The sequence below is a fragment of the Myxococcaceae bacterium genome (assembly GCA_016000045.1).
Taxonomy (GTDB): domain Bacteria; phylum Myxococcota; class UBA727; order UBA727; family JABDBI01; genus AER2-1.
Map to the genome: position 1 here is coordinate 58,253 of JAECQY010000004.1, position 24,815 is coordinate 83,067.

Sequence of the window (24,815 nt, forward strand, 5' to 3'; positions counted from 1 at the left end):
TCGTCCAAGTGCCATAATCTGCGGAGTCTGGTAGAAGCCCAGTCAACACGCAAGACTCTTTTGGACGCCGATTTCTTTGGGACTGACTTGAGACTACCCGTTTGCCGGTGAAACGTTGGAGCAGAGAAACAATGGTTCCCGTTAGGACGCTCGCGTTTGTACCTGGTGATTTATTGAGCTACCACAATCCCTTCCAACCCGTTTTGAGCACGGTAGCTGTCCGCCTCTTCTCGCGTCTGAAACCCATGGATTCGAACGCGAAACACTTGTCCTCTTTCAGGAATATCGGCTTGGACCAATTTGGCACGGTAGCCTTTCTTTTGTAAACGACTCACAAGCTCTGTAGCGTTTTCGCGATTTGGAAAGGAAGCGATCTGAATCGCAAATGCGGACCCAGTCCCGGATGGCAGCGCCTCATCAACCACTTTTTGGACCGAAGCGGGTGTTTCATCGCCCAAAACATGAGCCAGAGCTGCGGCCATTTTATCTGGAGTTGCTTTCGAAGGAGCCGTATTGGCTTCTACTGGAACAGGTTCAGGCGCTGCTGCTCCTTTGCTTTCTTCCGGCTCAAGCGGCAGAATCTCGGTTTGCTCTGGCTTCTTCATGAGCTCGCTGTAGTAAGTCAATTCCAAGCGCTTCTTAACCTCTTTGAAGGTCTTATCTCGAAGCTCTAAGGGTACTTCGGAGTCCATTTCTGGCAAAATATCGGAAATACGCCCCACCCAGAAGCCCATTCCGAACATAAGGCCCAATCCTGTAACGATACTAATCAGTCGTATCATGTTCCATATGCTCCGGGGCGGATATGCCCAAAATAGACAGTGAATTAAAGATGATTTGTTTTAAACTTTTCACCATTGCCAATCTTGCTTGTGTTAATTCTTGATCTTCAGAGATAATTCGCTCTTTATGGCGATACTGCGTAAAATAAGAATGGAAATCAGCAATTAAATCTTGAGCATAAAAAAGAACTCGATGAGGCTCTAAAGATTGAGCGGCCATTCGAACCACATCCGGAAACAAGGCCATCTTCTTCAGCATATTTCGTTCTTCAGGCAATTGCAGCCGAGCCAATGTCTCTACGGTCACGTCCGCAAGCGATACCTTAGATAGAATTGTGGCCATACGAGCGTAACCGTATTGCAAATAGAAAACAGGGTTTTCGTTGCTTTGCCGCTTCGCTAAATCGAGATCAAAATCAAACTGCGCATGGGCCGATCGCATCAAAAATATCACCCGGGCAACATCCGTCCCTACTTCGTCAATAAACTCGGATAGCTCAATAATTTGTCCATTTCGCTTAGAAAAACGCATTTCTTGACCATCTTTAATCATTCGGACGATTTGAACCAAAACAAAGTCAAGCTTGTCGTCCGACAGATCCAAAGCACGCATGCAAGCGCGCATGCGAGGTACATGCCCACCGTGATCCGCTCCAAACACATCAATCAAACGATCAAACCCACGCGTGTATTTTTCTTGATGATAAGCAATATCCGCTGTCAGATAGACGGGCACACCGTTTTTACGGACAATGATCCGATCCTCTTCATCTCCGAACAAGCTTGTCTTAATGAAGGTACCCCCCTCTTGCTGATGGGTGTATTGCGCAGCTTTGCTTTCTTCTCGGCGAATCTTCTCATTCGTTCCTGCAGCTTGAGACGCTTCGTAAAGCATTTCGCGATCTCTTAGGTCCTTTAGTAGCTTCGGAATCGCTTCTTTCGCATAAAGTGTTTTCTCCGAATACCAAGAATCAAAAACAATGCCCGCTTTCTCAAGCGTCTCCCGAATATTTCTCAGATTTTCTGCCACTGAAAATGAAACAAAACGATCTAAATAATCCGTTCGATCCAACCAAATATCGCCGTCTTCCTGTTTCAACTTCTGCGCGATCTCTATCACGTATTCGCCAGGGTACGCATCCTGAGCCAATTCCATTTTTCTGCCAAAAAGTTGACAATATCGCGCATAGACGCTTCGGCCTAAGGTCAAGACTTGATTGCCCGCGTCATTGATATAGTGCTCACGCGTGACTGCATAACCGGCTACAGTCAAAACCCGAGCAATGGCATCCCCTAAAAAGGCGGGCCTTGCATGCCCCAAGTGCAGTGGGCCTGTCGGGTTGGCTGAAACGAATTCGATCAAAACCGATTTCCCGTTTTGAGGCTGCTTCCCATACTCCAATCCTTGAGCCAAAATAACCTGTATGACTTTCTGTAGAAAACGATTCTCGACTTTAAAGTTAATAAAGCCAGGCCCAGCCATTTCAATCGCAGAAATCATCCCCAGGGGGTCTACCAGGCTCTCGCAGATTTGCTTCGCGATCTCACGCGGAGGCAGGCTAAGCTGCTTGGTCAAGAGCATCGCGATATTCGAAGAATAGTCACCATGCAGCCCATTTTTAGGCTGCTCAATGATAAATTCAGGTATTTCCAAGGCCGGCCATTTTAACGCAATGGTATCAAGCAATATTTGCCGCAGTTGTTCTTCCATCCTACACTCTCACTTAAGATGCCCAAGTCGCTTCTGCTTCACCGATACATAAGCACGAGCCTCATTCGAAATGGAGGGTGTATCCAGCTTTTTACGAAAAACCACAACCCCTGCCGTTTCCAGTGCACGAATTTTAAGAGGATTGCTCGTCAACAATTCAATCGACTCTACACCAAGCTGATGCAGCATCGCTGCAGCGATCCCAAAATCTCGCGCATCCACGGGCAGCCCCAAAACCTCATTCGCATCGACCGTATCAAACCCTTTTTCTTGCAGCGCATAAGCTCGGACCTTATTTCCAAGCCCAATCCCGCGCCCTTCTTGCCTCAAATAAAGCACAAGACCTCGACCTTGAGTATGAATGAGATCCAAGGCGGAATCCAGTTGCTCCTTACAGTCGCACTTCAACGACCCAAAGACCTCGCTGGTCAGACATTCGGAATGAACCCGGCACAATACACGGCTCTGGCCTTCAATGTTTCCTTGAACCATGGCCACATGCTCCAGCCCCTTGGAGTCACGAAAAACGATACAACGAAATAAGCCATGACGCGTAGGCAGATTCGTTTCTGCATAGAGGTCCAGTCGCTTGACCGAGTCCGTTGAGGTGACTATCTTGCCTTGCAGAGGTTTATCGATGCCCATTTACGAATTCCGATGTAAGTACTGCCATAACCAACAAGAGGTGTTGCAGAAAATAAATGACCCAGCGCCTAAGCATTGTAGCGCATGTGAAAAAGAAAGTGGGATGGAAAAAGTTGTTAGCCATACTTCTTTTCAATTAAAAGGAGGAGGCTGGTACAGTGAGGGCTACGCTTCCTCGAAGCCTTCCTGCAACCAAGAGGGTTGTAGCCCAGACAAACCTGCGTGCCAATCGGCATCTTAAAAGATAGAAAAAACCCTCCCTGCATTCAATAGCAAGAGAGGGTGTGTACTATCGCTTCGAATACTGGAAGCGTTTACGAGCACCGGCTCGACCGTATTTTTTACGTTCGACCATACGCGCGTCTCGAGTGAGAAATCCGCCTTTTTTCAAAGCAGGTCTCAAAGCACCTTCATCAATTTCGGTCAGCGCACGTGAAATCCCATGGCGCAAAGCTCCTGCTTGACCGGAAAGGCCTCCTCCAACCACAGTCGCGTTGACATCGTAACGATTAGACATTTCGCTCGCCTCAAACGGTTGACGAATCATCATTTGAAGGACTTCTCGTCCGAAATAAGAGATCAAAGAACGACCATTGACCGTGATAACTCCCGAACCAGGCCTCAACCAAACACGGGCTGAAGCAACTTTTCGACGACCTGTGGCATAAAATTGGATATTTGACATCGTTTAGGCTCCCTTGTTGGCTAATACAGTTAAGGGTTTAGGCTGTTGAGCAGCATGCGGATGTTCAGCATCTGCGTAAACTTTTAGCTTGGTCAACATTTGACGACCCAATGGCCCCTTGGGCAACATGCCCTTAATGGCAGCAAACATGATCCGTTCAGGGGCACGTTCACGCTGTTCCGTAGGGGTACGGGAGCGTTCTCCGCCGGGAAAACCAGTGTAACGCCAATATTGTTTATTGACCTCTTTGGTGCCTGTAAAGCGAGCTTTTCCTGCATTCACAACCACGACGAAATCACCTGTATCAAGGTGCGGCGTAAATATTGGTTTATGCTTGCCTCTTAGTACAGAAGCAACTTGGGTGGCTAAACGACCCACAACAGCGTTTGTTGCGTCGACCACAAACCACTCACGGTTTATGGATTTTTCCGATAGATTCGGTGTTTTCATTTCATTCCTTATCGCGCCATCGCAGCGCACTACGGAGAAGCCGATCAAGCGCCATCGCCTGTTCGGATTCCTCAGTTTTGTTTGGCGGAATATGTCTATTGAGAAGCCAAATGTCAAGGTGCTACTGGTTTAAACAAAATCGCTGATTTCCAGATATCAAAGCTTAAGCGAGCTTGCTCCTGAAGCATCCCCAAGCCACCGTAGGCCACTGCTCCCGATTTGATGGCCAAACGCATGAGATCCGTTTGCTCGGGAGTATAACGCAAATCATAGAATACCTGTCCAGGCCTCCATTTTAATTGTGCCATCGCTCGTTCATCCAAACCCGGGGTGCAATGAACTGTTATTTCAAGAGCTTCGAGAGCTTTCAGAGATTGACGCGTCCAAGTATCGACATGAGAAACCCCTGCTTGTCTCAAAGCATATTGGACAGCCTTGGCCGCCCCTCCTGCCCCTAGAACTAAAAAGCTTCGGTCTTTGAATCCAGGCTCTTTGGCTCGGAGATCTCGAATAAAACCCTCCGCGTCGGTATTGGCTCCCCAAAGCAATCCATCCACACAGTAAAGCGTATTGACCGCACCAATGGCTTGAGCCGCAGGGCTCAGCCGATCCAAATACGGAATAATCGCTTCTTTATAGGGGGTAGTCACATTGGCTCCCTGAATGCGACCCAAACGAAGCTCGTTGACCGCAGAACCCAACTCAGCTTCTAAAACCGGCATTAAGCCATAGCTCCAGTCCAAACCCGCTTCCTTAAACGCTTCACGATGAATCGCGGGACTCAAGCTGTGATCAATGAATTTACCCAGTAAAACAAATCGTTTCATCTTAAGAAATAAAAGCAATTACTAAAGCGGAGAAAATTCCCGCCATCAAATCATCCAATAAAACACCTGATGGAGTCTTGAGCGAACGATCAATCCAAGAAATTGGCCAAGGCTTTAGAATGTCGAAAAGCCTAAAAAGCCCGACAGCAAGCAGAATAAATGCCCAATGATCCGGACAAGCCCACAAAGCCAATCCTTGCCCTAAGACTTCATCGATGACAATTTCAGAAGCATCGTGCTTTTTAGTTTTCTGCTGATAAGTTCCAATGGCCCAAAACCCCAAAGCAAACAGAAGGAACCAAACTGCTGCCCAAAGCCCGAAGGAGCCCCATTTCATTAAGGGAATCCAAAGAAGAAGAGACACCAAAGAAGCCATCGTTCCCGGTGCAATAGGTGAAAAGCCAACCCCTCCCCAGGTTGAAATCCACTTAGAATTCAGCATTATTGCGTCGCAAGAAAGCCGGAATATCGTATTCGTCTTCTTTCGTTTTTTGCATAGGCGACTCGTGTACGGTCAAAGAGGCATCTTCTTCCATCGGCGCTAAAACGGGCACCTTAACTTCATGGCGCAGCAACGGAGCCAAAGCAGGAGGAGGATAACTCATCGTTTGAGCTCCCACAGGCTGCGAAGGCGTTGGAGCCGGCAGCGGCGGAGCCATTGGAATCGGTGTTGGTATGGAGGCCGCCGGTACTGCATACGAAGAAAGCGCAGCAGGAACATGCGCAGGAGAGGCCCGATAAACAGGCACTGCAGCAGGAGGTACCGCCGTGAAAGTATGCCCCAATTTTGCTGCCTGGCGTTTCGCCGTCTCAAAACCCGTAGCAATCACTGTAATGGTCACATCATCTTCCAGAGATTCATCGACCACATAACCAAAAATGATGTTCGCATCTTCGTGAGCCGCTTTGGTAATAAGCTCGATCGCGTCATTCACTTCGTGCAAAGTAAGCGATTTCCCTCCGGTCACATTGACCAGAATACCCATTGCTCCATCCACGGAGATATCTTCCAGCAAGGGACTGGATATCGCTTTTTGAGCTGCCTCAATCGCTCGATTTTCACCTTTTCCGGTTCCAATCCCCATCAAAGCCATGCCTTGGTCACTCATGACAGAAATCGCATCTGCAAAGTCGACGTTGACAATACCCTGCTGCGTGATGATGTCGCTGATCCCCTTGACCGCGTTCAGCAGAACTTGGTCTGCCATTTTAAACGCATCGAGCATCGATGTACTTGAATCCGCTAATTGCAAAAGGCGATTATTGGGAACCACAATCAGGGTATCCACAGATTGCTTGAGAGCTTCTACGCCAGACTCCGCTGATTTTTTACGACGATTTCCTTCAAAAAGAAAAGGCTTCGTCACAACCCCTACGGTCAGGGCACCTAATCGTTGAGCCACATCTGCAATAATCGGAGCAGCCCCGGTTCCAGTACCACCGCCCATTCCAGCGGCAATAAAAACCATATCGGCTCCTTGTAGAAGTTCCTCGATCCGGTCGATGCTCTCACGAGCAGCATTGGCTCCCACTTCCGGTTTCGCTCCGGCCCCCAAGCCCTTCGTACAGCTCTGTCCAAGCTGGAGTTTAACATCGGCCATGCTCATATTAATGGCCTGGCAATCGGTGTTCGCGACGATGAACTCCACGCCGGCTATCCCGTGCTGAATCATATTGTTCACCGCGTTTCCGCCACCGCCGCCAACCCCTACTACTTTTATCCGCGGACCTTTTTGCTGCATTTCATCAAATTCAATCATAAACCGCCTCCCTCCCTTAAATCATATCTTGAATCCAGGCACCGATTCTATTTTTCAACCTGAAATAAACATTCTCTTGTCGACTCAAATTCTTGGCCCCGTACAGAACCAATCCAACACCCGTAGCATAGATTGGACTCTTTATGACATCCAACAATCCACCGACCCCTTGAGGAACCCCTCTGCGAACAGGAAGCCCTAAGATGCTTTCACCCACCTCAATCAGCCCTGGCAACAAAGCAGATCCTCCGGTTATAACCACCCCAGAAGCCAGTAGCTCACGCAAGCCAACTTTTTGAATCTCATGCCCAATCAACTCAAAAATCTCTTCGACACGAGGCTCCAGGATATCTCCTAAAATCTGCCTTCGCAAGATACGGTCTGGTCTTGCACCGATACTTGGGACCTCTATGACTTCGTCTTTTCCTATCATCTTTGCGCTGGCAGAGCCATACGTTTTTTTGATTTCCTCAGCACTCTCTTGCAGTGTTCGAAGACCAACTGCAATATCATTTGTCAGATGCTGGCCACCAATTGGTATCACCGAAGTATGCTGTATAGAACCATGAGAAAATATTGCAACATCGGTTGTTCCACCCCCAATATCAATTAAAGCAACCCCTAACTCACGCTCATCGTCACTCAAAACAGCATAAGCGGAAGCAAGCTGCTCCAGAACGATATCTGACACTTCCAAAGAGCATCTTTCCGCGCACTTGATAATATTTTGAGCTGAACTAATTTGACCGGTTACAATGTGAATTTTAGCTTCCAGGCGACGACCTGACATCCCCAAAGGCTCGCGAATGCCATCTTGACCGTCGATGATAAATTCTTGGGGAAGCGTATGTAAAATTTCTCGATCACTCGGGATTGAAACAGACTTAGCCGCTTCAATCACACGTTCAATATCGGATTTTTTAACCTCTCCGTCTTTGATGGCAACCACAGCATGGCTATTGACACCCTGAATATGAGCTCCCGCAATACCAGCAACGACTCGTTTAATCGAGACTTTTGTGGTTCTTTGAGCTTCTGCAATCGCTCTTTGCATCGCAGCGACGGTTGCCTCAATATTGACAACAACGCCCTTACGGAGTCCTTTAGAAGGGCTCGTGCCGACCCCAACAATCTGAACACCGCTCGGTGATAATTCGCCTACCACCGCGACAATTTTCGTTGTTCCAATATCCAAACCAACAATCAAGGAAGTCACCTCTTTTTAAAGCGTACCGCAATTTGATTACTTTTAGGCGTATCGTCAAGGTAGACAAAAGCAAGTAATTCTCGTTTATTCCCTAACTGATTCAAAACTCGAACTAATTTTTTCCACTGTTCATCCCAATTTTGACTTCCAAGCAGAACCTCTAAACCCGAAGCAAAGAGCACTCGAAATTGATTCGCACCGCTGGACTCAATTTGAACAATCGTGCCACCCGGCTGACTCACCCGTCGATGAGCCTCTAAAACCCCCACACACTCTGGGCTTGAAACTTGGGGCAAAGAAAATTCTTCTTCGGTTTCAGCTGCTTTAAAAGCAACTCCATGGAGATCCAATACCCAAAGCTTATGATTCTTCAGCAACGCAGTCGCTTCTCGTTCGACCACAATTACATCGAGTGCCTGTGGAGGCTGCCTTCTGACACGAACCGATCGGACCCAAGGATGCTGTCCCGCTACCTTTTGAACCCGTTTCAAGTCTGTCCCATAAAGAGATTTTCCGATAAATTCACTCAAATAGAGCTGAAGCTCCTCATCACGAGCATGAACGCCTCCTTGAATGTGAATGGTTCGGATCGTCAGACCGCTGTCACTGGTTACCCAAACATAGATCAAAGGAATGAAAGAGCCTGTCACTAAGAAAATAATGCCTAATATTCCAATTCGAATCATTAAAATCCCCACCTTCTGACTTCGTATTCCAATTTAATATCAAATTTTTGTTCAACTCTTTCTCGAACGTACTCCGAGAGTCTCAGAATCTCGAAGGCTGTTGCCTTTCCTTCATTGACGATAAAATTAGCATGCACGGACGAAACAGCGGCGCCTCCCATTTTAAGCCCTTTCAGATCACAAGATTCTATTAAGCGACCCGCGTAGTCACCGGGAGGGTTCTTAAACATGGAGCCTGCCGAACGCTCTTTAGGCTGAGTTGCCTTGCGCTGCAAAGCCAATAAACGTGCTTTTTCAAGAAGCTCTTGCTTGCGAAGCGGGTCTGCCCCTGGAAACCGTAGCAGAGCCTCGCATAAAATAGTACCGCTCGGAAAAGACGTGGAGCGATACGCAAAGCCCATCTGCTCTTGAGTTAACACACGCATGCCTTCCAGGGTAGAAACCTCAACCGATAAGACTACTTCCCCAATTTCACCCAATCGAGTTCCAGCATTCATCTTAAGAGCGCCACCGACCGAACCGGGGACCCCACCCCACCCCAAAGCAACTTCCCATCCTAATTCAAGACAGCGGCGTGTTAATTTGGGAAAAGAAGCCCCTGCACCCACGCGTATTTCATTTTTTTCAAGGCTTAGTTCCAGATGAGAAAAACCTTTTTCAAGCGATACAACAAGGCCTCGAAGCCCTGAATCATGAATGAGTAAGTTGCTGCCACCGCCTAATAAATGGATTGGAATCCGATTCGTAGTCGCCTCATCCAACAGCCTCTGAAGTTCGGCAACATTCTTTGGAAAAGCCAAGTAATCCGCTGGGCCACCTAATTTAAACGTTGTATAAGGGGCAAGAACTTCGTTTTCTCGAACATCGATTCCTTCAAACACCTGCTTACAACCGCTCTAAAATGCGAGGAGCACATTGAGCAATAGACCCTGCCCCTAGCGTAATTAAAACATCTCCGGATCTCGCTAAATGGATCAGCTGACTCGTTGCATCCTGAAGAGAACCACCCCAATAAGCCTCTGGGTGCTGCCGTTCCTGGATCAGCGTCACAAGGCAAGAAGAATCAACCCCTGCAATGGGGGGCTCGCTAGCAGGATAGATATCGCTGATCACCACATAGTCCGTATTCATCAACGCATCCGCAAACTCGTTCAGATGATCCCGTGTTCGAGTATAACGATGCGGTTCGAATAAAACTCCAACGCGCCGGCCTGGAAAGGTTTGCCGAGCCGCTTTCAAAACCATCGAAATTTCAATCGGGTGATGCCCGTAGTCGTCAATCACCAGGATTCCATTTTTTTCCCCTACTTGCGTAAATCGACGTTGAACTCCGGAAAAGCGCTGCAAAGTACGCTTCATGGATTCCAAATCAACTCCTAATTCATCCCCCACTGCAATCGCTGCCAAAGAATTTTGCACATTATGATCGCCTAATAAATTCAGCCGGATCAACCCTAAATCTTCTCCATAACGAAAAAGACGATACTGGGTCGCATGGCGTTCATGTTGAATTTCTTTCGCTTGATAGTCAGCCAAATGAACGAGCCCATAAGTGACCACACGACGTTTCACCGATTGTAACACCTCACGGACTGAAAGCGCATCGACGCAAGCAACGGCCAATCCAAAAAAAGGCAAACCATTCAAGAATTTCTCAAAAGCGTTTTTTATCTCTTGCAATCCGCCTTTCCAAAAATCGAGATGATCCGAGTCAATATTCGTCACAACCGCAATGTTAGGAAGCAACATCAAAAAAGAGCCATCGGATTCATCTGCTTCCGCCACCATGAACCGACCTTTTCCATGTTTGGCATTCGAACCCAAATGATTCACTTTGCCGCCGATGACAACGGTTGGATCCAGTGCTGCTTCTTCCAGAATTGCCGCCACCAAGCTTGTCGTGGTGGTCTTGCCGTGTGAACCCGCGATCGCAATGCCTTGCTGCAGCCTCATTAACTCTGCCAACATGCGCGCTCTGGGTATGACCGGTATTTCTCTTCGCTCTGCCTCCACAAACTCGGGATTATCCGATCGAATTGCTGAGGAGATGACGATGATGTCGGCACCCTCAATCTGTTCGGCCCGGTGCCCTTGAAAAACCTTGGCTCCCAAATCTTGAAGACGGCGAGAACTTTCGTTCGAGCTTAAATCCGAACCTTGAACTTCTATTCCAAGGCTTAACAGCACTTCTGCAATGCCGCTCATGCCAATTCCAGCGATTCCGATAAAATGAACTTTTTTTAACATATTTCAATAACTTTCTTTGCGATTGCGTCTGCCGCGTTCGGCTTCCCCAATTGCCGAGATTTATGTGCCATAGTTTCAAGTGTTTGTGTATTTAAAAATAGATGCTTAATTAAGCCTGCCAAAGTTTCTGGATTTAAACTGTTTTGCTCCATGACAATGGCAGCTCCAGCCTGAGCAAGTTCTTGAGCGTTGTAAAGCTGATGCTGGTCAGCAGCCTGCGGAAAAGGAATGAGGATGGCTGGAACTCCCATCGCAGTCAATTCGGAACAAGTCATCGCGCCCGATCGCGCAATCACCAGTTTGGCTCGAGCATACGCCAGTGGCATGTCCGAAATAAACGAAACGACTTCTGCGGCAACTCCGAGTTCTCGATACGCTTGTTCTACTTTCTCTCGCTCTAAAGCGCCGGTTTGGTGAATAACCTGGATAGACCCTACCTGAGCCATTGCCGGTGGCAACAGAACATTGAGGGGTCTTGCTCCCAGGCTTCCCCCTAAAATGAGTATCGAATCAGGATCTTCACGGCCTTGGAATCGAAAACTGTCTCGAAGTGGATTCCCAAGCAATTGCAATTTTCGAGCAGGAAAATGAGCCCGCAAACACTCAAAAGCTCCAAAAATATGCGAAACGAAGTGGGCAAGCATGCGATTCGTAAAACCTGGAATGCTGTTTTGCTCTAATATCGCTCGAGGAATACCCAGCAACCAAGCCGCCAGAAGGACGGGACCAGATGCGTATCCTCCAACCCCAACGACTCCATCGGCACGAAATTGACGAAGAATTCGAATGGACTCGAACAGCGAAAACGGGAGTCTCAAAAAAACAACGAAAGCCTTGAGCAGACCTTTTTCTTTAAAGCCTGAAATCTCAATCGTCTGCAGGCGAAACCCAGAGGCTGGCACCGTGCGTGCTTCAATGCCCTTTTCGGTCCCCACAAATAAGACCTCATGCTGCGCACTAAGGCGCTTGATACCCTGAGCAAGAGCAATCGCCGGAAAAACATGGCCCCCAGTACCGCCGCCTGCAATCACAATCTTCATGCAGCCAGCATACGATAGAACAGACCATCGCGCAGCTGTTTTCTATTAGAACTCTCTCTCGAATTCTACTTCGAGCAATTGTTTGATATCTTCTAAAGTCAAAGACTTCGGACCTGAGCCTTCACCCAACAAAACATCGTTTGCGATGGCACGTTTGCGCTCGCACAACGCCAGTATTTGCTCTTCGATCGAATTTTTGCAAACGAGCTTGATCAAATGCACGGTTTTGGTCTGTCCAATTCGATGAGCTCGATCTGCCGCCTGATCCATCACCGCTGGGTTCCACCAAGGATCGTAATAAATAATGGTATCTGCCGCTGTTAGCGTGATTCCAGTCCCACCAGCCTTTAAGCTCACGACAATCACGCCCGGGCCATCTGGTTTTTGAAATGCTTCGACAATATCGCCACGGTTTTGGGTCGCTCCGTGAAGCCACAATGTATCGTTCACTCCTATTTCTCGAAGCTTAGCGATGAGAATTTGCTGCATCTTCACAAATTGGCTGTAAACAATCACACGCCTGCCATTTGCCAAACATTCTTTCACCGTCTCTAAAAATAGATCCACCTTGGCCGAACTGGATTCGATCCCTTGCCCCGGAATTAAGCTTGGATCGCAACAAGCTTGTCGCAAACGCGTCAAAGCAGCCAATAAGGGGATACTCGTTTGAGCCATTGAGCTGAGTTCATGTTGAGCAGCTCGAAGTATTTCAATGTAGAGAGTTCGTTGAAAATCCTTCATCTCGCAATGCAAAATGCTTTCAATTTTGGGAGGCAGATCACTCGCAACTTCTTCTTTGCGGCGTCTCAGAATCATGGGTCGAACGCGATCACGAAGCTCTGGATTCCGATCGCCCGCGCCATATCGCTTCAAAAATCGCTTTTCATCGCCTAATATACCGGGAGCAACCAGCTCCAGGATGCTGAACAGATCCGAAATGCGATTCTCAATCGGCGTACCGGAAAGAGCTAAACGCTGTTCAGCTCGAATGCTTTTGGCGGCTCTCCAGCTTTCGGTTTTTGAATTTTTTACAATTTGAGCTTCATCGATGATCAAATAGCGGAACGAGATCTTCTCGAACAAGCTTAAATCTCTTCGAAGCAGCGCATAGCTTGTCACAATGATATCTGCTTTCTCAGCATCTTCGATACGCTCTTCGCGATCCAAACCATGCCACTTAAGAGCCATCATTCCTGAAAAGTGTGTCTGAGATTCGGAGATCCAAACGTCCAATACGCTTGTTGGAGCAATGACCAAGGTTGGCTTTTGGCCTTCTTGCTCTCTCACTTTGGCAATCAACGTCAATACCATCAAAGTCTTTCCAAGACCCATCTCGTCTGCCAACAAACGACCCAGTCCAGCCCGATGCAACTGAGACATCCAAGCGATGGCATCATTTTGATAGGGTCTTAGAGTTGCTTTCAAGTTGGCTGGCAATACATGATCACTCGGAATCAGTTCCGGAACAAATAAACGCAAGCGCTCCATTAATTGCAGATCTGCCTGAATGGATACCTGCCCTTCAAACATTTTCAGGAGAGAAGCGATTTCATAGAAAGAATACTCTTTCTCTTCTCCTAATTTTGTCACATCCAGAACCTCACTCAGGCGTCTGAAAAGATGACCGGCTTGAGGGGAAAAGGTTAAGACATGATCTTCGTCGAGCAGCATGGCTCGCCCTTCTTGATCCAGTACTTCAAATAACTTTTCCAAAGAAAACGATAACTCGCCAGCGGAAACTCTGACCTCAACTTGCGATGTTTGGGTTCGCTCAATCCGCAGAGTCGGTATTTCGGGCAACGGAACGAGGACGGGTAAGCAATCTCGATCCAGTTGAATCCCTTGGGGAAGCTGGTCTTGTCTGGATAACGACTCTAGAATATCCAGCGCCCGCTGACCTTTGGCCGAGAATCCTCGATTCTTTGAGCTCGGGCTTGCCCCCATGGAATAGAGCCATTCTCGTGCAGCCTGCTCTTGCTGAGTCGGTCTTTGCACCCATAAACCCTTCAGCCAAAATACCGGTTCCAAGTCTCCTTTGGATCGGATCTCAACCTCGTCTGCCTCCCCCTGGCACTCCAGCGTTGTCACGAGATGCAATCGGAGTTCCATCTGACGTCCCAACAACGCACGGAGCACAATCTCGCTGTGAGGGACCAAGGCATTCATCCGAAAACAAGAAAAATCCACACCCAGTTTTGCAAGCTGTGTATAGGTTTCTTGATTCAGCTCAGACGCGAATGCATCCACTCCTATCGGCTCAGCGTTCAAAAGCGCATCGATCTCGGTTGGCATCAGCCAAGGCTCCACCGTAAAAAGTCGCAAACTAGAATCGAGTAAAAAGGATCGTTCCTGGCCTAAAACAGCCAAGACCTCCAATTTCTTTCCATCCACCGCTGCCTCAAAAATCAACCCGGATTCAACCCCATTCGCCCGAATCCGGGCTGGTTCCATCGTGAATGTGATAAAACCTCGATTTCGAATCTCAATCTGAACATCATTCGCTAACAGCAAAATGGAGACCGCCTGAGAAGGGCTTAAAGCCCAAATATCTCGTTTGGCTGAAAAAGCCGTCGCGGAAAGGAACACTTGAACACAGGCTTGCTGACGAACAGAGAGGCCACTCTTAGGCTCTAAGAGTTTTGCCGGCTCTGTGACAGACTCATGAGAGTCTATCTTGAGCTCCGCCAGGCATTTGCCCTCACGACGTGGAAGCTCATGAAAAACAACGGTTAATGGAGACTGCTCTTGTTTGAAATGCTCTCTCAAACGAAGCCATGAATATTCGGTCATTGACTATCTCGTATATAATCCGGAACTAAGGTAAATGTTTCATCTTCAATATCATTCGACAGGTGTTTCACGACGCCTCGTGCAGAGGGGCCTTGTGCTTCCAAATGAATCCCTGCTGGCAAGCTTTTTAAGATCATCGGCCTGGGATGACTGTTCAAACGCACGTAGTACTCTCCTCTGCGAGCGTCGATCGCTGCTCCCACTGCCGAGCTGTGTTCAATCGCATCCAGGGTACCAAAGCCGATCAAAGGGATCTGAAGAGCCATAGCAAGTCCCTTCGCATAGGCCATGGCAACTCGAACACCGATGAACGAACCCGGGCCTCTTCCAACTGCTATCTGCTTGATTCCTTCGAATGGAAGACCGGCTTCTTTCAGAACCGTTTGAACGGCTGCAGGCAAACACTCTCCATGTCGTCGATATTCGGACAGATAGTGCTCCGCCAAAATTTGATTTCCTTGAGTCAGTGCTACCAAAGCACGAGGACAGGAAGTATCCAGTATGAGGCAAACAGATTCCATGGGTTTGTGGTGATTAACCGAAATAGCTCGACTATTCAAGAAGCTCGATTGAGCAGCCAAGGCCCACGAGACAAAGGAGTGTTTCCTGGGCGGCCACAAAGCCCGCCTAGGCTGAAAACACTCCCGTTTAAGGATGGCAAATTTTACTCCAACCAGCCTCCGTACTCTTCATACCAATTCTCATTCTTATCAAACCACGTCTTCATTCCGAGTGCAGAGAACACGCGACAAGGCCCTGCATGTTCAAAAGAGAATCGACCGAAATCGGATTCTTTCCCTTCTATTCGAATTTGGATACCGGGTTTGTCTCCCAGCTGAGCTCGTATATAATCGGTCGTTTCCGAAGATATTCCCACTTGACAAAGATCCAAGCGCTGCAAGGATGTGACCTTTCTCAAATCATTCACCAAAAGTTTTACACCTGCATCCCCCAAAGGATTTTCCTGCAGCGATAAAAAATCCAATTTGCTTAACCTGGGCAGTGCAGTGGCCAACAAAGTAGCGCCCTTTTCCGTTATTCCAGCGCGGGTCAAAAGCAGCTTGGTGATATTATCGAGCCTCCCTTCCTGAATCGCAAATACCAAATTCGCAACGCCATCGTCACCAATATCCGAATAGGATAAATCCAATGTCGTAATATTCGGTGCTCTTCGTGACAAGTCGATTAGATGAGCATACGAGTGGCAATCCTGTGGCGTTGTTTGAGATAAATCCAGATGCTGTATGGTATGGCTCAGCCCTGGAAATAATACATCCGCTACTTCTGGAGTCACTGCGCTACCCGGCAAGTTAAGAACCGTGAGTTCGGTAAACTGTGGCATCGCCGCTGCAATGATACTCAATTTCTCGGAATTAAGTCTCAAATAAGAAAAATGCAGTTCTTTCAAAGATGCTTTCGAAGCAAATGGAGCGCTGTTCCACTGGTACAAGGCATCCGCTGATAAGAAATTGTACTTAAGTACCAGTTTTTTTAAATTGGGAAGAGTCTGGATGGCACGGATCAGATCTTCTGAACCAAGCTTATCCAATTCATCAAACGAACTTAGCTCTAGATTTTCCAGCTTTGAAAGCTTCATCAAATTTTCACCCAGCGATTCAGAAGGTTGCGCATTGGGATCTCTTTTTTTCGTACTGAACCTTAATTGGAGATGCCGTAAATTTGTGCAAGCCCCCAAAACAGCTGGCTCCAAAATCGCACTTTGCAAATTTAAGCTATCGAGCTTAGCCAACTTGGGCAAAGAGCGACCGATTGGATAGGGACCGTCATGAGTTGTAATCGTCAACTTTTGCAGATGGGGAAAACTTTCGAGAAAGTTATCTATAAACTCAGTTTGAGATTTGCTACCCGAGATATAAATCGCAACCCGTATCACATCTTCTCGCTTGGATTGCGGCTGAGATAAATCAAATTTCTCATCAAGATTCTCAACCTGCAAAGCTCCATCTGCATTTTTATGCCATAAGCGAATACGGCGAGGAAAATAATAGCTGGTCGCTTCGGCTGTCGCGATCGGCCATAGCAAAAACGCCATTAAAACCATTCGTTTCGCCAATTGTAATTCTCTACCCATCACCTAATCTCCTTTGCATCGGAACTTGCTCTCATGGACCCTTTTTGTCAAAATAAATCAAACCTTTCCGGCATGAGATTGAATTAAGGCTTCTAGAAAATCATCTGGATGCTGAGCCTCCAATCCGAATTGATTCAAAGTTTTATTTGGAAAATCTTTCAATTATAAGTCAAGATAATAGAGGAAGAGGACCGGATGGCAGCAGCCAAAACATGACGATCATCCAAGTCTGGCAGGACTAAACCAGGTATTATAGGATGATAGCCTTCAACAAGACAGTCTAAAGCGTTAAGGTTCATCAGCTCTCGAGTTCTCTCCAATTGCTGCTTGTTCAAATCAGGTCGTTGAATGAGAACGTTTCTCATCCACTCATCGTGAATCTGCTCCGTCCACCTTGCCTTGAAAATGCCAGTCATTGCAAGGTGCATGAGCAAATCCCGCAAAGGTTCAGGATATAAAACACAAAGCATCATAGATAACAGTCATCGCTGACATGGCTCAATATCCCATGCCAAGCTTTTGAGCCTCATTGGCTAATTTTTCGAGCACACAAAAACGCTCTGCTTCCACCTTTTCTCTAAAATCAAAAATATCTTTTGCAAGGATGCGTCGTTTGGTTCCAACCTTTCGAAAAGGTATTTTTCCTTCTTCTAGAATCTGAACTAGATAAGGCCTGGAGATATTTAACAATTCAGCTGCCTCTTGCGTGGTTAATTCGGCTTGGACAGGAAGAACGGTGACGGAATTTCCATTGGCCATTTGAGCCAGGATATCCACCAACAAACTAAACCCCCGACATCAAACTCGCTAAAAAAAATTTGTATTTCACCCGGCATTCCAATTGGGCATTAACGCAGTACTTTCTACCGGACGAGAACTCTGATGGCAATGACGTGAGTGGTTTCCATTGATTGAAGAGAGACTCATTTTCGCAAGCCAGACTTGCCATGGTTGACTTGTCCGTCTTTAGCGCCTGATTATATTTTTTGCATGCAAATCGATAAAATGACAACCAAGCTCCGCGAAGCTCTTGAATCGGCTCGACAGGTTTGCGCGGCCAAAAATCAGCAACAACTGTCATTGGCGCACTTGCTAGGCGCGCTTTTGCAGCAACCTGAAAGTCTGCTTCCGCAGGTATTCGAACGTTTGGGCGTTGATTTTCCAGGAATCCTTTCGGATATCAAAACTCAAATCAATTCGGAGCCTCAGATCAGCGGCACGAAGCCAGATGAAGTTTACATGGCCCCTAATGTCTTAAAAGCATTCGATCGTGCCAATCAAATCGCCCAGAAATGGGGAGATACCTTTATTTCCACTGAAGCCATGTTGCTCGCTTTGGCTCAAACCGGAACCACTCAAAGCTTATTAGAGCGCCGAGGCCTTGATGCGAAGCAACTCGAAAAAGCCATCTTGGATCTCAGGCAAGGCAACCACGTCACCGATGAAAATCCCGAATCCAAGCAAGGAACCATCCAGAAGTATACGCACAACTTGAGCGCCGATGCTCGCTCCGGGAAACTAGACCCAGTCGTAGGAAGAGACGATGAAATCCGTCGAACCATGCAGGTCCTGAGCCGCCGCTCGAAAAACAATCCAGTGTTGATCGGAGAACCGGGTGTGGGGAAAACAGCCATTGCCGAAGGCATCGCTCTTCGAATCGCCAGCCACGATGTTCCTGAAAGCCTCCGAAACCGAGAACTAGTCTCACTAGACTTGGCTGCTTTGATCGCCGGCACAAAATACCGAGGGGAATTTGAAGACCGCCTCAAAGCACTTTTAAAAGAACTGCAGAAAGCAGAAGGGCAATATATCTTATTCATCGATGAGCTTCACACGCTCGTAGGAGCAGGGAGTGCAGAAGGAGCCATGGATGCCAGCAACATGCTGAAGCCAGCCCTGGCCCGCGGAGAATTACGCTGCATTGGAGCAACGACTCTGAAGGAATATCGTCAGCACATAGAAAAAGATGCTGCACTGGAACGTCGTTTCCAGCCTATTTTGGTCACAGAACCCAGCGTAGAAGATGCCATCACCATTCTAAGAGGCATTAAAGAACGCTATGAGTTGCATCATGGAATCCGCATTACAGACGGAGCTATTGTTTCGGCCTGCGTGCTCTCCAATCGCTACATTACCGGTCGCCAGCTACCCGATAAAGCCATTGACTTGATCGATGAAGCCGCGAGTGCCTTGAAAATGCAGATTGAATCGTCTCCAGAAGAACTCGATGAGCTGGAACGACACATCACTCGCCTGGAAGTGGCCAAACGAGCCTTGATGCGAGAAAGTGATTCGGCCAGCCAAAAACGTCTTCAAGATACCGAAGAAGAGCTGGCCAATGACAAGGAGAAAGCCCTCGCTTTAAGAGCCAAGTGGACCACCGAAAAGAATCGCCTTTCCTGGGTCAAAGAAACCAAAACTCAGATTGAGAAAGTAAAACACGAAATTGACATAGCTCAACGGCAAGGGGATTTTGAAAAAGCAGCCAAACTCCAATACGGGGATTTGTTTGCCTTGGAGAAAAAACTCCAAGAATCGAGCGAATCCACCCAAGGTTTTCTACGCGAAGAGGTCAGCGATCAAGATATCGCAGGAGTTGTGTCTCGATGGACGGGAATTCCCGTTCAAAAAATGCTCGAAGCCGAGTCCGCGCGCCTGCTCCACATGGAAGATCGCATCGCTCAGCGCGTCATTGGTCAACCAGAAGCGATCGCAGCTGTTAGCAACGCGGTTCGCCGAAGTCGGGCGGGCCTTTCGGACGAGAGTAAACCTCTTGGAAGTTTCATGTTCTTAGGTCCAACTGGCGTTGGAAAAACCGAGCTCGCGCGTTCACTCGCCGAGTTTTTGTTCGATGATGAACACGCCATGGTGCGCATCGATATGTCGGAATACCTGGAGAAGCATTCCGTGTCCCGCTTCATCGGAGCTCCGCCTGGCTATGTAGGTTACGAAGAAGGCGGCCAGCTCACAGAAGCCATCCGTCGAAGGCCCTATTCGGTCATTTTGTTAGACGAAATCGAGAAAGCAGCACCCGAAATTTTTAACGTCCTGCTTCAGCTTCTGGACGAGGGTCGTTTAACCGATGGACAAGGCCGTGTTGTCGATTTCCGTAATACCATCGTTTTAATGACCAGCAACTTAGGCAGTCCGTATTTGCTGGAAGGCGTTACACCAGCAGCTCAGGAGCTCGTCTTGAGAGAGCTTAAGAATCATTTTAGACCTGAGTTCTTAAATCGAGTGGATGACATCATTCTATTTCATGGACTTCGCCCCAAAGACCTTCGAGCCATTGTCGATATTCAGCTCGAGCAAGTTCGAAAGCGTTTAAAAAGTCGAGAGCTCCATTTCGAAGTTAGCGAAGAAGCACGTAACAGACTTGCTGAGATTGGATATGACCCGATCTTGGGCGCACGGCCTCTCAAACGCGTCATTCAACGTGAAATTGTCGATGCCGTATCGAAAGCTTTGCTTGAAGGCAAATACCCTGCTGGCAGTACCGTCGAAGTAGTTCGAGAAGGCGATTCTCTAACCCTGAAGACTCCTTGAACAAACGAGGGAAGATTTAAACAAACGCTTTTCGTTGCTCAATCAAAAACGGCCGTTCTACCTGTTCTGCCGTTTGCTCAATATCTCGTCCAGATACACCAACGTTTTTAAAATGTTCTTTCCAGGTATTGACCACCCGAACGACTCTTTTCACTTCCGACACAGCCTCTGAACGGGTAAGACCAAAAAACTGCGCCTCTGAGAGAGCATTATCGATCGTGGAATCGGCGCCATCTTGGCCCACTCGCATTTGTTGAAATCCTAGAGCCTGACCGGATGGCAATACATCGTAAGCAGGTGAGAGAGAGTACTGACCCGATTTGCGAACCAAGAGTGCATGATTTTTTTCATGGTCATCGGTATTATCCATCAAAATATTGAACACCATGCGGCGAAAAAGTTCTTGGATATCAGCAGCCTCTCCTTTTCGACGCAGTAAAAGCGCTAGTTCCGGGTATCCATAAGTCTCACCAGCAGCTCTCAGGGCCACGTGCGCAGATAACACATGCAGCCTCTGCTCTTTGTAACGATCGAAACGTTTGATAGCGAGAACGTGACCCAAGTGAGTCGGAATCGCTCGAGTCTCAGCAATCCGAATCTTTGCCTGTTCCGCCAGGGTCATACTAGCATGCTCAATCAAAGCACGATCGATGGAATCACCCGGTGCGAATTTAAGAATCCAAGGTTCTTGATTGATGCTGACGAGAGCCTTGGGCTTCGCGCCTCCCATGCTAACGCTTGGTGAGATCAAAGGTCTTTGATTCTCCGGAATTGGTTCACTGGCCAACACTTTTTCAATAAGTTCTTGAAGTGTATGAATATCCTTTAAAGTGGGTAAAGGATTATCAGGACATGGGATATAACGAGTCGATGATCTTGAAACACCGAGAGCTCCCAATCGATTATCCCCGGAAAAATACAAATATTCCATCAATGACAATCGTGATGGCTTGTTTAAAAGCCGAATGACTCGCTCACCCCATCGATCTGGACGAGCATCGTCGACAGCACCAACGGCGCTATCTTTTTCCATTGGCAAAAATTCGTGACCCGCTTGAAGAGGCAGATCTTCACTGAGTGAAAACCCTGTCTGAACCCACGAATCGACGTAACATAACGATACACCTCGTGAACTTTGAACCAACCTGAGTTCACCGATTAATTTCGGATCGCTCGGTTTTGCTACATACCAAAGAAACAAAGTATCCATCAATTCTTTCTCCTTGGCGCATATCTTAAAGAAGCTTCTCGTATCTCTTTTTCGAGCGCTCCTTGATCGTGCTTCGGATCAGCTAGCTCAAGGATGGCTTGAGTTCGACCCATCAACCACAAAGCAGTCGCACAAATACCGAGACCCACTCCAGGATCTCCTTGTTCAAGGCGAATCAAGGTAGGAATCGAGACTCCCAAGCGCTGAGCCCAAAGTTTTCTCGATTCTCTTCGTCGCAGACGAGCAATTTTGAAGTTTTGCCCCAATTTCTTCAACGCGTCAGATGCAATGGGTGGAAGGCTGAGATGGGCAAAAGAGCCTTTTGACATAACTTAAATGTTACTATTTTCAAATAAAAAGTCAAGTTTATGTAGTTTATCTCTTTAGACTTCGCAGGAATGACTCCACAGACGAATCGCCGGAATCTGATTTTCATCATCCAACACACTCACGGCTGCGCGAGCCATTGGTAAATGAACCCCAAAGCTCAGGGGTTGACCGATCCATGCAGCTGCAATGGCCCGAATCGTATAGCTATGCGAAAAAATCAGGATATTTTCTTGGGTTTGTTTCATGCGACTCAGGATGGGAGCAATTCGGCACTCCACATCCTCCATGCTTTCACCACCCGGCGCACCATGCAACATCATGGCCCAATCTGGTTGTTTTTTTTGGATATCTGCCTCGAGCATACCCTCGTACTCGCCCGCGTTCCACTCAACCAGCGCATTCCAGAGCTCAGCACGATCCTGATACCCTGCCAAACGACACGTCTGCCGAACCCGTACAAGGGGGCTGCACCACACTTCGTGAAAAGCAATGCGATTCAAGAAAGGTCTTAATCTGCGGGCTTGTTCTTCTCCGTTGGAAGTCAGCCCGAGTTCTGTATAACTTGTTTGCCGCCCTTCGACGTTCCAAAGGGTCTCCGCGTGTCGAACCAAATAAAACACAGCTCTCCCCTTTTTCACGTCGACCGGTATCGGCCAATCAATGTTTTCTTCATTCTTAATGAAGTATCAAGATCGTCTCTTCATTTCCGACGAAACCATATTCTCGTCGCGCAATCTGTTTGAGCCTGGCATGTGACTCAGGTGTCGTACCTGATAAAAGCTGTACTTTCTCTTGCTGTTGCATTTTCTTTTCTTGGAGCAGCGCGACTCGAACGGACAGATCTCGGTGCTTCCGTTTCAGGATCAGATAAGCCGGCAAACTCGAAGAGGAGAAGGCGGTGTACCCAAAGATGAGAAGCGCGACAGCTACACAAGCAGCCATCGCATGATGAAGCCGCATAAAATCTATTAATATTCTACGTTAACGTAGGGCAGAAGTCCAATGACTCTCGCCATTTTGATCGCTTTCATCACTTTTCTCTGGTTTTTGGAGGTTAAGCCGGATCGACGACCTGGCAAAATCTTACCTTCTGGAGATATAAAGCGACGCAAAACATCGGTGTTGTGGTAGTCCACAGGTATTTTGTTTTGCATGAAGAAATCAGCTAAACGTCTTCTATTGCGATTGCCACCCACTGCATTTTTGGGGTTATTGAGAGGATCATCAGCCACCGTAAAGTTCGTCATAAACCCGCTTCCTCTCACATTCTTAGCTCTTTGGCAAGAGAGAAAAGTCCGCAATGGCTAAAGAGCAAATGCGAACATCTCCCAATGCGTAGGGCAAAATCAGGTGAACTCGGTGGCCCTGCCGTTTCTTATCGTAAGCGATTTCTGCCCATACTTCCTTCTCGGACACGTTGGAGGGTAGCTCCGTAGGCAAATTGAACTGCTGCAAAAGCCGAACCACGCGTTCAGGCAATTCCTGCGAGCAATACCCCTGTTGCCTCGAAAATCGGGCAGCCATCACCAAACCAATGGCCACCGCTTCCCCATGTTGAACTTCAAAAGCGGATAATTTTTCAATTGCATGGCCAAACGTATGACCCAAATTAAGCACCATTCTCGTGTATTCTTCTTCCGGATCCTCTTGAACAATCTGAGATTTCACCCGAATGGAACGGCGAATAATCCACTCAAAATCTCGCCCACCGGCTTCCAGATACTCGAACAGCTCCGTGTCACCAATCATAGCGTGCTTCACCACTTCGGCAAATCCACAAGCAAGCTCACGCCTGGGAAGGGACTTTAGGCAATCTGTATCCATGAAGACCCCTCTTGGCTCTTTAAAAGCACCAATCTGATTCTTTCTTCCCAGAAAATCGATGCCGGTTTTGGCTCCTACGCTAGAATCCACCATCGCTAAAAGCGTCGTAGGAACCTGTACATAAGGCATTCCACGACAATAGGTGGCGGCGACAAAACCAACCAAGTCACCGATTACTCCCCCTCCAAAAGCCACCAACAAGTCTCTGCGTCCAATCTGCATTTGAGATAGAGCTTCGTACAGCTGACTGGCCTGCTCTAAGCTTTTCGAAGCCTCTCCTTCGGGTACTAATAAGACAGGATAAGAGTCCAAAAGCGAACCATACAATGCTTGCAAACTGGGATGAGTGATCACCACCACTTGAGATCCCGGATGGGGATTCACATAAGTCAGAAAATCGGACAAGCGATTGAGATTCCCTGGGGCAATCGAAATCGAATCGTCCGCTTGTCCTTCAAGGCCCAATTGCTGCTCCAACTGGTACAGAACCTGGATTCTCTCCACCATCCATTCGACAGAATGTGTCCAGGAAGAAATCCGGTGCAAAAATTTACGATACTCGGCTCTTCGCTCGATCCAAAGTTCACGCGCATTGGCGGCCAGAGGTCGCTTCTGACTCCGAGATAAGCGTTCTCGAATCACCTCGAAGGGTGCTTCCAAGCAAAAAATGGAGTCCTGCGCAAAAAGTTTTCGATTTGCAAGCGAAACCAAAGTTCCACCACCCGTAGCAATAATCTGCCCAGAACTCTTAGAAAGTTCTTGGCAATATTGATGCTCTAATTCTCGAAAAAACGACTGTCCATAACGTTGGAACAGGCTTGAAATGTCAATTCCCTGTCGCTCTTCAATCATTTGATCCAAATCGACAAAGGGCATCTTCATCTGCTTGGCCAATAGACGACCCACACGCGTTTTGCCGGTTCCCATAAACCCTGTGAGTATCAAGTTTCTCTTTCGCATTTTTGAATCAAGCGCTTTTTTTA

General features: G+C 47.6%; 26 protein-coding genes. 2 read left to right on the forward strand and 24 right to left on the reverse strand.

Going from position 1 to position 24,815, the window contains the following annotated elements:
* Positions 1 to 170: 170 nt before the first annotated feature.
* Genes I8H75_03060 through ribA form a run of 3 tightly spaced genes read right to left on the reverse strand, consistent with a single transcriptional unit; the run spans position 171 to position 3,138 of the window.
* The gene (locus tag I8H75_03060; GenBank protein MBH2006309.1) at positions 171 to 782 is read right to left on the reverse strand and encodes an SPOR domain-containing protein; all 612 of its coding nucleotides are present in this window, start codon (positions 780 to 782) and stop codon (positions 171 to 173) included.
* On the reverse strand, positions 766 to 2,493 hold the full coding sequence (locus tag I8H75_03065) for an arginine--tRNA ligase (GenBank protein MBH2006310.1): 1,728 nt from the start codon (positions 2,491 to 2,493) through the stop codon (positions 766 to 768). Before I8H75_03065 ends, I8H75_03060 begins: the two co-directional genes overlap by 17 nt.
* Before the next feature lie 9 nt (positions 2,494 to 2,502).
* Positions 2,503 to 3,138: a GTP cyclohydrolase II gene (gene ribA / locus I8H75_03070; protein ID MBH2006311.1), complete on the reverse strand. Its 636-nt coding sequence runs from the start codon at positions 3,136 to 3,138 to the stop codon at positions 2,503 to 2,505.
* Here ribA and I8H75_03075 point away from each other — a divergent pair.
* Entirely contained in the window at positions 3,131 to 3,379 is a 249-nt protein-coding gene (locus tag I8H75_03075) for a zinc ribbon domain-containing protein (protein ID MBH2006312.1), read from the forward strand. The two genes, ribA and I8H75_03075, sit on opposite strands and share 8 nt — an antisense overlap.
* A 48-nt stretch (positions 3,380 to 3,427) precedes the next feature.
* Here the strand turns inward: I8H75_03075 and rpsI are convergent, their stop codons facing one another.
* The 15 genes from rpsI to I8H75_03150 all read right to left on the reverse strand — a co-directional run bounded on the left by rpsI (position 3,428) and on the right by I8H75_03150 (position 17,681).
* Entirely contained in the window at positions 3,428 to 3,823 is a 396-nt protein-coding gene (rpsI, locus tag I8H75_03080) for a 30S ribosomal protein S9 (protein MBH2006313.1), read from the reverse strand.
* Positions 3,824 to 3,826: 3 nt separating this feature from the next.
* Complete coding sequence (rplM, locus tag I8H75_03085) at positions 3,827 to 4,273, reverse strand: 50S ribosomal protein L13 (protein MBH2006314.1); 447 nt, start codon at positions 4,271 to 4,273, stop codon at positions 3,827 to 3,829.
* Positions 4,274 to 4,386: 113 nt separating this feature from the next.
* A complete protein-coding gene (locus I8H75_03090; protein MBH2006315.1) occupies positions 4,387 to 5,100 on the reverse strand; it encodes a shikimate dehydrogenase in 714 nt (237 codons plus the stop codon).
* Position 5,101: 1 nt separating this feature from the next.
* Complete coding sequence (locus I8H75_03095) at positions 5,102 to 5,542, reverse strand: phosphatidylglycerophosphatase A (GenBank protein ID MBH2006316.1); 441 nt, start codon at positions 5,540 to 5,542, stop codon at positions 5,102 to 5,104.
* Positions 5,529 to 6,860 (reverse strand): cell division protein FtsZ, encoded by a 1,332-nt coding sequence (gene ftsZ / locus I8H75_03100; protein ID MBH2006317.1) that lies wholly within the window; start codon positions 6,858 to 6,860, stop codon positions 5,529 to 5,531. The genes I8H75_03095 and ftsZ overlap by 14 nt, the downstream gene beginning before the upstream one ends.
* Before the next feature lie 16 nt (positions 6,861 to 6,876).
* Positions 6,877 to 8,076: a cell division protein FtsA gene (gene ftsA / locus I8H75_03105; protein ID MBH2006318.1), complete on the reverse strand. Its 1,200-nt coding sequence runs from the start codon at positions 8,074 to 8,076 to the stop codon at positions 6,877 to 6,879.
* Positions 8,073 to 8,753, reverse strand: coding sequence for an FtsQ-type POTRA domain-containing protein (locus I8H75_03110; protein ID MBH2006319.1), 681 nt, complete (start codon positions 8,751 to 8,753; stop codon positions 8,073 to 8,075). Before I8H75_03110 ends, ftsA begins: the two co-directional genes overlap by 4 nt.
* Positions 8,753 to 9,634, reverse strand: a complete 882-nt coding sequence (murB, locus tag I8H75_03115) for a UDP-N-acetylmuramate dehydrogenase (protein MBH2006320.1) — start codon at positions 9,632 to 9,634, stop codon at positions 8,753 to 8,755. The genes I8H75_03110 and murB overlap by 1 nt, the downstream gene beginning before the upstream one ends.
* Before the next feature lie 4 nt (positions 9,635 to 9,638).
* Positions 9,639 to 11,000 (reverse strand): UDP-N-acetylmuramate--L-alanine ligase, encoded by a 1,362-nt coding sequence (locus I8H75_03120; protein MBH2006321.1) that lies wholly within the window; start codon positions 10,998 to 11,000, stop codon positions 9,639 to 9,641.
* Entirely contained in the window at positions 10,994 to 12,040 is a 1,047-nt protein-coding gene (gene murG / locus I8H75_03125; protein ID MBH2006322.1) for an undecaprenyldiphospho-muramoylpentapeptide beta-N-acetylglucosaminyltransferase, read from the reverse strand. Before murG ends, I8H75_03120 begins: the two co-directional genes overlap by 7 nt.
* Positions 12,041 to 12,085: 45 nt before the next feature.
* Positions 12,086 to 14,830: a DEAD/DEAH box helicase gene (locus tag I8H75_03130; protein MBH2006323.1), complete on the reverse strand. Its 2,745-nt coding sequence runs from the start codon at positions 14,828 to 14,830 to the stop codon at positions 12,086 to 12,088.
* Positions 14,827 to 15,351: a tRNA (adenosine(37)-N6)-threonylcarbamoyltransferase complex dimerization subunit type 1 TsaB gene (gene tsaB, locus I8H75_03135; GenBank protein MBH2006324.1), complete on the reverse strand. Its 525-nt coding sequence runs from the start codon at positions 15,349 to 15,351 to the stop codon at positions 14,827 to 14,829. The genes I8H75_03130 and tsaB overlap by 4 nt, the downstream gene beginning before the upstream one ends.
* Positions 15,352 to 15,494: 143 nt before the next feature.
* Positions 15,495 to 16,922 (reverse strand): hypothetical protein, encoded by a 1,428-nt coding sequence (locus tag I8H75_03140; GenBank protein ID MBH2006325.1) that lies wholly within the window; start codon positions 16,920 to 16,922, stop codon positions 15,495 to 15,497.
* 158 nt (positions 16,923 to 17,080) lie between these two features.
* A complete protein-coding gene (locus I8H75_03145) occupies positions 17,081 to 17,350 on the reverse strand; it encodes a hypothetical protein (GenBank protein ID MBH2006326.1) in 270 nt (89 codons plus the stop codon).
* 70 nt (positions 17,351 to 17,420) lie between these two features.
* A complete protein-coding gene (locus tag I8H75_03150) occupies positions 17,421 to 17,681 on the reverse strand; it encodes a helix-turn-helix domain-containing protein (GenBank protein MBH2006327.1) in 261 nt (86 codons plus the stop codon).
* 231 nt (positions 17,682 to 17,912) lie between these two features.
* Here I8H75_03150 and clpB point away from each other — a divergent pair, with 231 nt between their 5' ends.
* Positions 17,913 to 20,468: an ATP-dependent chaperone ClpB gene (gene clpB / locus I8H75_03155; GenBank protein MBH2006328.1), complete on the forward strand. Its 2,556-nt coding sequence runs from the start codon at positions 17,913 to 17,915 to the stop codon at positions 20,466 to 20,468.
* 16 nt (positions 20,469 to 20,484) lie between these two features.
* Here clpB and I8H75_03160 read toward each other — a convergent pair whose 3' ends face one another.
* From I8H75_03160 to aroB, 6 genes are read right to left on the reverse strand one after another with little or no spacing between them, the layout of a single operon-like run.
* The gene (locus I8H75_03160) at positions 20,485 to 21,678 is read right to left on the reverse strand and encodes a HipA domain-containing protein (GenBank protein MBH2006329.1); all 1,194 of its coding nucleotides are present in this window, start codon (positions 21,676 to 21,678) and stop codon (positions 20,485 to 20,487) included.
* A complete protein-coding gene (locus I8H75_03165; GenBank protein MBH2006330.1) occupies positions 21,678 to 22,007 on the reverse strand; it encodes a hypothetical protein in 330 nt (109 codons plus the stop codon). Before I8H75_03165 ends, I8H75_03160 begins: the two co-directional genes overlap by 1 nt.
* A gap of 54 nt (positions 22,008 to 22,061) precedes the next feature.
* The gene (locus tag I8H75_03170) at positions 22,062 to 22,628 is read right to left on the reverse strand and encodes a histidine phosphatase family protein (protein ID MBH2006331.1); all 567 of its coding nucleotides are present in this window, start codon (positions 22,626 to 22,628) and stop codon (positions 22,062 to 22,064) included.
* Between the two features lie 55 nt (positions 22,629 to 22,683).
* Entirely contained in the window at positions 22,684 to 22,968 is a 285-nt protein-coding gene (locus tag I8H75_03175) for a hypothetical protein (protein ID MBH2006332.1), read from the reverse strand.
* Positions 22,969 to 22,976: 8 nt separating this feature from the next.
* Entirely contained in the window at positions 22,977 to 23,255 is a 279-nt protein-coding gene (locus I8H75_03180) for a 30S ribosomal protein S18 (protein ID MBH2006333.1), read from the reverse strand.
* A gap of 22 nt (positions 23,256 to 23,277) precedes the next feature.
* The gene (gene aroB, locus I8H75_03185) at positions 23,278 to 24,792 is read right to left on the reverse strand and encodes a 3-dehydroquinate synthase (protein ID MBH2006334.1); all 1,515 of its coding nucleotides are present in this window, start codon (positions 24,790 to 24,792) and stop codon (positions 23,278 to 23,280) included.
* Positions 24,793 to 24,815 lie beyond the last annotated feature (23 nt).

What these genes read in the sequence shown, in the direction of transcription:
- aroB (MBH2006334.1), bottom strand. Translation starts at nt 24,792, where the DNA reads ATGCGAAAGAGAAACTTGATACTCACAGGGTTTATGGGAACCGGCAAA.
- rplM (MBH2006314.1), bottom strand. Translation starts at nt 4,273, where the DNA reads ATGAAAACACCGAATCTATCGGAAAAATCCATAAACCGTGAGTGGTTT.
- I8H75_03110 (MBH2006319.1), bottom strand. Translation starts at nt 8,753, where the DNA reads ATGATTCGAATTGGAATATTAGGCATTATTTTCTTAGTGACAGGCTCT.
- I8H75_03075 (MBH2006312.1), top strand. Translation starts at nt 3,131, where the DNA reads ATGCCCATTTACGAATTCCGATGTAAGTACTGCCATAACCAACAAGAG.
- tsaB (MBH2006324.1), bottom strand. Translation starts at nt 15,351, where the DNA reads ATGGAATCTGTTTGCCTCATACTGGATACTTCCTGTCCTCGTGCTTTG.
- I8H75_03165 (MBH2006330.1), bottom strand. Translation starts at nt 22,007, where the DNA reads ATGTCAAAAGGCTCTTTTGCCCATCTCAGCCTTCCACCCATTGCATCT.
- I8H75_03090 (MBH2006315.1), bottom strand. Translation starts at nt 5,100, where the DNA reads ATGAAACGATTTGTTTTACTGGGTAAATTCATTGATCACAGCTTGAGT.
- I8H75_03120 (MBH2006321.1), bottom strand. Translation starts at nt 11,000, where the DNA reads ATGTTAAAAAAAGTTCATTTTATCGGAATCGCTGGAATTGGCATGAGC.
- I8H75_03095 (MBH2006316.1), bottom strand. Translation starts at nt 5,542, where the DNA reads ATGCTGAATTCTAAGTGGATTTCAACCTGGGGAGGGGTTGGCTTTTCA.
- I8H75_03160 (MBH2006329.1), bottom strand. Translation starts at nt 21,678, where the DNA reads ATGGATACTTTGTTTCTTTGGTATGTAGCAAAACCGAGCGATCCGAAA.
- clpB (MBH2006328.1), top strand. Translation starts at nt 17,913, where the DNA reads ATGCAAATCGATAAAATGACAACCAAGCTCCGCGAAGCTCTTGAATCG.
- I8H75_03065 (MBH2006310.1), bottom strand. Translation starts at nt 2,493, where the DNA reads ATGGAAGAACAACTGCGGCAAATATTGCTTGATACCATTGCGTTAAAA.
- I8H75_03175 (MBH2006332.1), bottom strand. Translation starts at nt 22,968, where the DNA reads ATGCGGCTTCATCATGCGATGGCTGCTTGTGTAGCTGTCGCGCTTCTC.
- I8H75_03130 (MBH2006323.1), bottom strand. Translation starts at nt 14,830, where the DNA reads ATGACCGAATATTCATGGCTTCGTTTGAGAGAGCATTTCAAACAAGAG.
- I8H75_03145 (MBH2006326.1), bottom strand. Translation starts at nt 17,350, where the DNA reads ATGCACCTTGCAATGACTGGCATTTTCAAGGCAAGGTGGACGGAGCAG.
- I8H75_03060 (MBH2006309.1), bottom strand. Translation starts at nt 782, where the DNA reads ATGATACGACTGATTAGTATCGTTACAGGATTGGGCCTTATGTTCGGA.
- I8H75_03150 (MBH2006327.1), bottom strand. Translation starts at nt 17,681, where the DNA reads ATGGCCAATGGAAATTCCGTCACCGTTCTTCCTGTCCAAGCCGAATTA.
- I8H75_03140 (MBH2006325.1), bottom strand. Translation starts at nt 16,922, where the DNA reads ATGGGTAGAGAATTACAATTGGCGAAACGAATGGTTTTAATGGCGTTT.
- ribA (MBH2006311.1), bottom strand. Translation starts at nt 3,138, where the DNA reads ATGGGCATCGATAAACCTCTGCAAGGCAAGATAGTCACCTCAACGGAC.
- ftsZ (MBH2006317.1), bottom strand. Translation starts at nt 6,860, where the DNA reads ATGATTGAATTTGATGAAATGCAGCAAAAAGGTCCGCGGATAAAAGTA.
- rpsI (MBH2006313.1), bottom strand. Translation starts at nt 3,823, where the DNA reads ATGTCAAATATCCAATTTTATGCCACAGGTCGTCGAAAAGTTGCTTCA.
- I8H75_03180 (MBH2006333.1), bottom strand. Translation starts at nt 23,255, where the DNA reads ATGACGAACTTTACGGTGGCTGATGATCCTCTCAATAACCCCAAAAAT.
- murG (MBH2006322.1), bottom strand. Translation starts at nt 12,040, where the DNA reads ATGAAGATTGTGATTGCAGGCGGCGGTACTGGGGGCCATGTTTTTCCG.